General features: G+C 46.2%; 8 protein-coding genes. 4 read left to right on the plus strand and 4 right to left on the minus strand.

Annotation, left to right across the window (positions count from 1 at the left end):
- The first annotated feature begins 4 nt into the window (after nucleotides 1-4).
- The 3 genes from BFP76_RS14515 (at nucleotide 5) to BFP76_RS14525 (ending at nucleotide 3,473) form a co-directional block, all read left to right on the plus strand.
- Nucleotides 5-1,315: an ammonium transporter gene (locus BFP76_RS14515; RefSeq protein ID WP_099594676.1), complete on the plus strand. Its 1,311-nt coding sequence runs from the start codon at nucleotides 5-7 to the stop codon at nucleotides 1,313-1,315.
- A gap of 252 nt (nucleotides 1,316-1,567) precedes the next feature.
- Nucleotides 1,568-2,611: a calcium-binding protein gene (locus BFP76_RS14520; protein WP_099594677.1), complete on the plus strand. Its 1,044-nt coding sequence runs from the start codon at nucleotides 1,568-1,570 to the stop codon at nucleotides 2,609-2,611.
- A gap of 103 nt (nucleotides 2,612-2,714) precedes the next feature.
- A complete protein-coding gene (locus BFP76_RS14525) occupies nucleotides 2,715-3,473 on the plus strand; it encodes a class II aldolase and adducin N-terminal domain-containing protein (protein WP_099594678.1) in 759 nt (252 codons plus the stop codon).
- A 38-nt stretch (nucleotides 3,474-3,511) separates the two neighbouring features.
- On the opposite strand, the gene BFP76_RS14530 is transcribed toward BFP76_RS14525, so the two are convergent.
- The 4 genes from BFP76_RS14530 to BFP76_RS14545 form a co-directional block, all read right to left on the minus strand.
- The gene (locus BFP76_RS14530) at nucleotides 3,512-4,312 is read right to left on the minus strand and encodes a DUF533 domain-containing protein (RefSeq protein ID WP_099594679.1); all 801 of its coding nucleotides are present in this window, start codon (nucleotides 4,310-4,312) and stop codon (nucleotides 3,512-3,514) included.
- A gap of 115 nt (nucleotides 4,313-4,427) precedes the next feature.
- Nucleotides 4,428-4,739 (minus strand): YciI family protein, encoded by a 312-nt coding sequence (locus BFP76_RS14535; protein WP_099594680.1) that lies wholly within the window; start codon nucleotides 4,737-4,739, stop codon nucleotides 4,428-4,430.
- Between the two features lie 16 nt (nucleotides 4,740-4,755).
- Complete coding sequence (locus BFP76_RS14540) at nucleotides 4,756-5,187, minus strand: SRPBCC family protein (protein ID WP_099594681.1); 432 nt, start codon at nucleotides 5,185-5,187, stop codon at nucleotides 4,756-4,758.
- A complete protein-coding gene (locus BFP76_RS14545; protein WP_099594682.1) occupies nucleotides 5,184-5,510 on the minus strand; it encodes an ArsR/SmtB family transcription factor in 327 nt (108 codons plus the stop codon). The genes BFP76_RS14540 and BFP76_RS14545 overlap by 4 nt, the downstream gene beginning before the upstream one ends.
- Before the next feature lie 106 nt (nucleotides 5,511-5,616).
- Here BFP76_RS14545 and BFP76_RS14550 point away from each other — a divergent pair, with 106 nt between their 5' ends.
- Nucleotides 5,617-6,486, plus strand: a complete 870-nt coding sequence (locus BFP76_RS14550; protein WP_165775736.1) for a DMT family transporter — start codon at nucleotides 5,617-5,619, stop codon at nucleotides 6,484-6,486.
- Nucleotides 6,487-6,654: the final 168 nt, after the last annotated feature.

Consider the following 6,654-nt stretch of genomic DNA (forward strand, 5'->3'; position numbering starts at 1 on the left):
TGAAATGAAACGACTTACTCTTGGCCTTGCTGCAACGCTTACCGCTTTACCTGCGGTGGTGTTTGCAAATGACGCCCCCGCCGATCTGATTGAAACAGGTTATATCCTGACAACATTGTTGTTCTTGGTTGGTGGCTTTTTGGTATTTTGGATGGCGGCAGGTTTCGCCATGCTGGAAGCGGGACTTGTCCGTTCCAAAAACGTAACAATGCAGTTGACCAAAAACATGGGTCTATTTGGGCTGGCTTGTATTTTCTATTATTTGCTTGGTTATAACTTGATGTATCCAGGTGATGGCTGGTCTGTTGACGGCGTCATCGGCGCATTTTCAATCACATCATTGGAACCAGTTGGCCTTGCCGCAAGTGATGCTGCTTTGGATTATGCATCTACCGGTTCTGACTTCTTCTTTCAGTTGATGTTCTGTGCCGCAACGGCATCAATCGTATCAGGTGCACTTGCTGAACGTATCAAATTGTGGCCATTCCTTGCATTTGTCATCGTTTTGACAGCCGTGATTTACCCAATCCAAGCGTCTTGGAAATGGGGTGGCGGTTTCTTGGATGCAGCTGGTTTCTTGGACTTCGCTGGTTCAACTGTTGTTCACTCTGTCGGTGGTTGGGCAGCTTTGGCTGGTGCGATTATCCTTGGGCCACGTATCGGTAAATACACCAAAGATGGACGCGTTGTTCCATTCTTGGGTTCAAACCTGCCATTGGCGACATTGGGTACATTCATCCTTTGGATGGGTTGGTTTGGCTTTAACGGCGCATCACAATTGGCGATGGGTACAGTTGGCGATGTCACAGATATTTCGCGTATCTTTGCAAATACAAATGCTGCCGCTGCTGCAGGTGCGATTGCTGCGCTGATCCTGACACAGCTTTTGTATAAGAAAGCGGACCTTACAATGGTGCTAAACGGTGCATTGGCTGGTTTGGTTGCGATCACTGCGGAGCCGCTAACACCATCCCTAACAGGTGCCACCTTGATCGGTGCCATTGGTGGTGTGATCGTTGTGTTTGGTGTTCCATTGCTTGATAAATTCAAAATCGACGATGTTGTTGGTGCGATCCCTGTTCACTTGTTCGCAGGTATCTGGGGTACGATTGCAGTTGTTTTCACAAACGGCGATGCATCACTGGGCACACAGCTTTATTCAATCATCGTTGTCGGTCTGTTCGTATTCATCACATCATCGGTTCTTTGGTTCATTTTGAAAATGACCGTAGGCATCCGTGTTGGTGAAGAAGAAGAAATCACAGGCTTGGACGTATCTGAATTGGGTATGCCTGCTTACGATATCGTAAAATAATTTCCCGGGGATAGCGATCTATCCTCCACCTGACCGGTCCTTCGGGGCCGGTTTTTTTGTTCTTTAAAGTGTGACGCACATCACTATACCAAAAATGTGATCGCTGTTACCGTTCTTGGATAACTAGATATATTTTAGCGTAACAATTTCAATTTTCATTCAAAATATCACAGTATGTATTTTTGAGCTTTCCGCGCGGATTATTTATTTTCGCCAAGTCTTAATTTTCGCTGTGATCGTACAGGGGAAACTATGACAACTTTTACTTTTCAAGGCGTATCAATCAGTTCCACAACACCAATCGCCACATTAACAATTGTAACAAGCGCCGCTGACAGCGTGTTTAGCTACACGGGAGCTGGGGGAATTGGTGACCCCGTTACCTTCGATTATTCAAATGCTTACGATGTCACTTTGGAATACAACGGCACACTTTATACTTTCGAAGAGGTTGTTGCATCAAACTTTTATATGTTTGAAACGCAATGGGCGAATGGCCCAACAACAATCGCCGGTTTTCAAATAGGTGGGAACTCCATCGCTTTTTCCATTTCTGGCACTTTTTTGAACGATTTTGCCTTATCATCTGCTGAAACATCCGCCGGAGGCATTTTTGCGCCCGACACGGATTTTACTTTTGCTCAAAGCGATTACACTTCCATTACAGAAAATGACGTGATCGAAGGAAGCAACCAATCAGAGGTTTACGAAACCACATTAGGTGATGATACGATTAACAGCAGAGGTGGCGACGACACCATAATGGGTGGCGACGGCGATGATGTTGTTAATTCCGGTCGCGGCAGCGATCGTATTGAAGGGGGCGCTGATCAGGATTTGTTGCGCGGCGGCCAAGGCAATGATTTCATCTATGGTGGCGACGGATTGGATCGCATGATTGGCGGTAGTGATAATGACCTATTGCATGGCGGCGATGACAAAGATGTCATGTATGGAGGAAGCGGTAACGACGATGTTGTCGGACAGGATGGCAATGATCGTTTGTTTGGTGGCGATGGTGGCGATCATATGAACGGTGGCAAAGGCAACGATGTGCTCGCGGGTGGCATCGGAGCCGGTGATATATTCTACTTTTACTTAAATGATGGATCAGATCGGATATTGGATTTTGAAACTGGCTTAGATCGAATAAGATTTGTTGGTACTGGATTAGAATTTGATGATCTTGATATTTCGGGGCGCGGGACCGATACGGTCATTCGTTATGGCGATTCAAGAATTGTGCTCAAAGATGTCGATGTCGATGACATCATGCCAGAAGATTTCGGATTCTAAATAAGCATTAAGATGTCGCATTAAAGCTCGCCATTTATGGCGAGCTTTGGTTACATTAAATGGTTAAGAGACTCGCTTTTTTGCACATTGGCAAAGGGGAAATATGGCAAATATCATAACGCAGCTCACCAATCTGCCTTACCAACAGCAACGCATCGACCTTGCCGCGGCGTTTCGTTGGACGGCGCGATTGAACATGCATGAAGCAGTGGCCAACCATTTTTCACTGGCGGTGAATGACGATGGTACACAGTTTTTGATGAATCCAAATCAGATGCATTTTTCACGGATCAAAGCATCTGACATGTTGTTGATTGATGCGAATGACCCAGAAACACTACATGGACCCAATGCACCCGATCCAACCGCTTGGGGATTACACGGAGCAATTCATCGCCATTGTCCTCATGCACGATGCGCCATGCACGTACACTCAATTCACGCCACTGTATTGGCAAGCCTTGCGGACAGCCGCCTGTTACCCATTGATCAAAACACAGCGACATTTTTCAACCGATATGTCATTGATGAACATTACGGTGGGCTTGCCTTTGAAGAAGAGGGCGAACGTTGCGCCGAATTGTTCCAAGATCCAAACAAGAAAGTCATGATCATGGGCAATCACGGCGTCATGGTCATTGGCGATACGGTCGCGGATACGTTTAATCGAATGTATTATTTTGAACGCGCAGCCGAAACATATATTCGCGCATTACAAACAGGTCAGCCATTGCGCGTATTATCGGATGACATCGCAGAAAAAACCGCACGCGAACTTGAAGAATACCCTGAACAAGGTGATCGCCATTTGGCAGAGCTAAAAGCGATATTGGATGAAGAAGGCGCTGCTTACGCGCATTAAAAAACGTGCCGCACATGTTTGCGCGGCACGTCAGAAAATTATGCATATAGCGGCTGAACACCCAGCATTTGATGAATTTGGTTCACTTGCTGTTTGCCAATGTTCATCGCATTTGCAAGATCGTTCAAATATTGCGCTTCGTTTTGGTTATCCAAATTAATGCCCATCAATGACATCATGTAAACTTGTTGCTCCATGCCATTTGGCACATCAGCGGCAAGACCACTAATATCAATGCCACGGTTCATCTCTGCATTCACAAAGTTGATTTCATCTTGGTCCAAATCGCCAAGATGCTGTAGCAACTGTTGTTTTTCCGCTTCGTCCACACTGCCATCTGCTTTGGCTGCTTGTAACATCGCGCGGATCATCAAACCTGCGGCTTCTTCTTCCTTTTGGCTAGGTTTTTGTTGCACTTGACCAAGCCCACCAGCGCTCCCGCTGAGGGCGTCGTTCAACATTCCACCTAAACCACCAGCCGCGGATCCTGCGCCCAGCTGACCAAGCAAACCACCAAGCCCACCAGCGCCGCCAGAACCAGAAGCGCCACCGCCCAATTGTCCGAGCAAATCACCGATACCGCCTGCGGATTTACCCCCGCCAAGCTGGCCCAACAAATCGCCGATACCACCGCCAGTGCTTGCGCCGGTTGTTCCTGTGGAACCACCTGTGATGCTGTCCATCATACCCTCAAGCCCTGTTGATTGACCCGATGCCGATCCGCCAAACACGCTTCCGCCACCTGATTTTGCAGCGCCGCCGCCGCCGATTACACTTTTGACACCGCGCGCGACCGCGTAACCAACTGCAAGTTTTGCAAGCGTTCCAACTAGGCTCATGAGAAATCCTCCAAGATAAATGAGTTACCAAGAATATAGGAACGCCTTTGCCCCATGCAAAGGGCAAAGGCATTAAAACAAATGGTAAAACGGCGTCATATACTGCCGTTATCAATTACATTTCAATGATTTCAGCGACTTCGATGCTTCCGCCCTCGTCATTGATCGGGCAACCTTTTGCAATTTCACAGGCTTCTTCAATTGAATTTGCGCTCACGATCGTGAAACCAGACGTTGGATTCGCACCTCCATTATCCGCAATGCCACTGGCACTTACGGTCTTTGACATGCCCACAGGATTACCAGGGTTTGTAAATTGCGATTCATGCTTATCCATCCAAGCCTGCCATTTGGCCATCATCTGTTCGCCTTCTTCGGGCGTTTCAGGATTTTTGCCACCGTGATAGACGTAAAGAAATTCAGACATGTTCTTTCTCCTCTGTTTAATGAGCCATTGTTTCAAGTTTGCGTAAACTTGATGTCCAGCCTTGGTTATGGTTTTGCGCAGATTCTTCATCCGCCAAACCAGAATGCGTCAGGGTAAAAATGCTTCCACCTTTACCGTCGTCCTCAACGCTCATACTCACAACGCTTTCATGTCCGCGTTGATCCTGTTCATCATGCCATGCCCATGTAAATTCTACATAACGCGGTGGCGAAATTTTTTGAACGACACCAGATACTTTGAATTTTTGCCCATCTTTGTTTTCCATAACAGTAACCCAACTACCTGATTGTGTAAGATCAAGATCAAATTCGGGGCATGTCATGTTTTCTGGTCCCCACCATTTCTTTAAATGTTCAGGCCGGGTGATAAAATCATACACAGTTTCAGGATCAGTGGGAAAATTTTTTGTAATGACCAAAGGATTCATTTGGTTTCCTTTTCTGCGATTAAAACTTGTTCCAATCGAGCTAAACTTGATTGCCAAAACTCTTGGTGGCTGATTGTCCAATTATGAATAGCCATTATGGCTTGTGGACGCACGCGATACATTCGCCGTTGTGCATCAATGCGTTGCTCAACCACACCTGCATTGCGTAAAATTTTTAAATGGCGCGAAATCGCCGGACCCGAAATGGCCACAATACCTTTCAATGAACCCGCTGATTTTTCACCATTTTCGAGCAATTGATTCACAATCGCAAATCGCGTTGGATCAGAAAGTGCAGCAAATGTTGAATTCAGTTTTGACATATTTTAACCATCCATTCTTATTTAACAATATAGTTAAATAAGAATGTGTCAAATTTTACTCGCTTCTTTGAATTTGCTTCGATACCGTTTTGTCAAAAGAGTCCCAATGCAAAATTCACAAAATACCAAAGGCGCATTTCTTATGGCTGGCTCTATGGCGGGCTTTGCCTTTAACGACGCGGCAATAAAACTCGGTGCCACTGACGTTGGCATTTACCAAGCGATTTTCGTACGCGGAGTTTTCGCATCACTTTTGATCGGATTATTTGCGTGGCGCATGGGGGCATTTAAACAACTGCCAAATAGAGCGGATCTATTCTGGATTGGGTTGCGCACTATGACAGAGCTTGGCGCAACAATTTGTTTTTTGACCGCACTTTTACACATGCCAATCGCAAATGTTACCGCCATATTACAAGCACTTCCACTGACCGTAAGCCTTGCGGCCGTATGGTTATTAAATGAAACCATCGGGTGGCGACGTGCAGGCGCCATCATTGTTGGTCTTGTCGGGGTCATGTTGATCATCAAACCTGGGACGGAAGGATTTAACAATTACGCCATTCTCGCAATGATTGCCGTGGTTTTTATTACATTTCGCGACCTGATCGTTCGCCAATTTTCAGAACAGGTATCAACATTATTTGTCAGCTTCATCACAGCAATTGCCATTACACTTGCAGGGGCGATTGTGCTGGTTCTGTCCAATTCTTGGCAACCAATGTCATCACAAACAGTGTTACTGTTACTACTGGCCTCAGTGCTTATTTTTGCAGGCTATTACTGTTCAATCGCTGCTATGCGATTTGGCGAAGTCGCAATTGTGGCACCGTTTCGCTACAGCATTATGATATGGGCAATTTTGTTGGGCTGGATCATATGGGGGGAAACTCCAGACCATCTAACAATGATTGGAATGATGATCGTTGTGTTAATGGGCGTTTATACGTTCTGGCGCGAAAGAGTGCGAAAATAGAATTCCTCACACAGATCACCATCAATACATTCCACCAAATAAGAAACGCCCCTTGCGTGTTTTGCAAGGGGCGTTTTTTATTGGAATGAGTGCTTATTAGTTTTGGCGGTGACCTACTCTCCCACGTCTTAAGACGCAGTACCATCGGCGCAACCGTGCTTAACGGCC

This window comes from Paramylibacter kogurei, assembly GCF_002742285.1.
Taxonomy (GTDB): Bacteria; Pseudomonadota; Alphaproteobacteria; order Rhodobacterales; family Rhodobacteraceae; genus Amylibacter; species Amylibacter kogurei.

Excerpts from the sequence above, each read along its gene's own strand:
- BFP76_RS14545 (WP_099594682.1), bottom strand. The coding sequence starts at position 5,510 with ATGTCAAAACTGAATTCAACATTTGCTGCACTTTCTGATCCAACGCGA.
- BFP76_RS14525 (WP_099594678.1), top strand. The coding sequence starts at position 2,715 with ATGGCAAATATCATAACGCAGCTCACCAATCTGCCTTACCAACAGCAA.
- BFP76_RS14540 (WP_099594681.1), bottom strand. The coding sequence starts at position 5,187 with ATGAATCCTTTGGTCATTACAAAAAATTTTCCCACTGATCCTGAAACT.
- BFP76_RS14535 (WP_099594680.1), bottom strand. The coding sequence starts at position 4,739 with ATGTCTGAATTTCTTTACGTCTATCACGGTGGCAAAAATCCTGAAACG.
- BFP76_RS14530 (WP_099594679.1), bottom strand. The coding sequence starts at position 4,312 with ATGAGCCTAGTTGGAACGCTTGCAAAACTTGCAGTTGGTTACGCGGTC.
- BFP76_RS14520 (WP_099594677.1), top strand. The coding sequence starts at position 1,568 with ATGACAACTTTTACTTTTCAAGGCGTATCAATCAGTTCCACAACACCA.
- BFP76_RS14515 (WP_099594676.1), top strand. The coding sequence starts at position 5 with ATGAAACGACTTACTCTTGGCCTTGCTGCAACGCTTACCGCTTTACCT.
- BFP76_RS14550 (WP_165775736.1), top strand. The coding sequence starts at position 5,617 with ATGCAAAATTCACAAAATACCAAAGGCGCATTTCTTATGGCTGGCTCT.